Origin of the sequence: Bacteroides muris (ex Afrizal et al. 2022) (genome assembly GCF_004793475.1) — a bacterium.
GTDB lineage: Bacteria > Bacteroidota > Bacteroidia > Bacteroidales > Bacteroidaceae > Bacteroides > Bacteroides muris.
This window is the reverse complement of sequence record NZ_SRYZ01000120.1, coordinates 1-809: the sequence shown is the minus strand read 5'-3', so window position 1 is coordinate 809 and position 809 is coordinate 1. Positions and strand designations below refer to the sequence as shown.

Below are 809 nucleotides of genomic sequence, written 5' to 3'. Positions count from 1 at the left end.
CACAATAATTTTGTTAAGCATGATTTTGCAGAAAGCAAGTTGAACCATAGGCTCTGCAGTATCAGCATGGAACTCGTAGTCTATCGTCAGCCTTCTGAAGTTTTCCAGCCATGCGAATGCTCTTTCAACAATCCATCGTTTCGGAATGACCTTGAACTTTGACGGGCATTCATCAGGTCTGAGAACAACTTCAAGTTCCCATTTAAATTTGTCAAATACCCAATCTGCAAGGCTTCCTCTATAGCCACCATCCGCAAGGATTTTGGCAAGACGAGGAAACTTGTAGGATAGCCTCTCAATGACTTTCGGAGCACCCTTGCTGTCATGAACATTGGCTTCATGCACGTCTACAGACATCAGATAACCTTGGCTGTCAACGATTATATGCTGTTTTCTGCCCTTAATCTTCTTGTTGCCGTCAAGTCCTCGAACAGAATCTACATGATGTGAAGTCTTGACACTTCGTGAGTCTATAATGCCCATGCCGGGGCTTTCGTTGCGACCGGACCGGATGCGTACCATAGAGCGAAGTTTATCAAGGAGCTCCTCAATGATGCCCTCGTTTTTCCACTTGTTGAAATAGTAGTATACGCTCTCCCACGGAGCAAAATTCCCGGGAATCATGCGCCACTGACAGCCTGTTTTGAGAAGATATAGAATCGCATTCATGATGTTTCTGAGAGAATGTTTTCGCTTCCTTTCTTGCGGATTTATAATTTTTTCTATAACTTGCCACTGTTTATCAGTAAGGTTAGTTGAGTATTGTTCCATAACTCTAATTGATTGACACTCATAAAGCTACAAATAAA

The 809-nt window shown here is 42.6% G+C and carries 1 protein-coding gene; it reads right to left on the bottom strand.

Going from position 1 to position 809, the window contains the following annotated elements; genetic code table 11:
* The coding region (locus E5355_RS19125) for an IS5 family transposase (RefSeq protein ID WP_136011563.1) at positions 1 to 771 on the bottom strand (771 nt) is incomplete at its 3' end.
* Positions 772 to 809 lie beyond the last annotated feature (38 nt).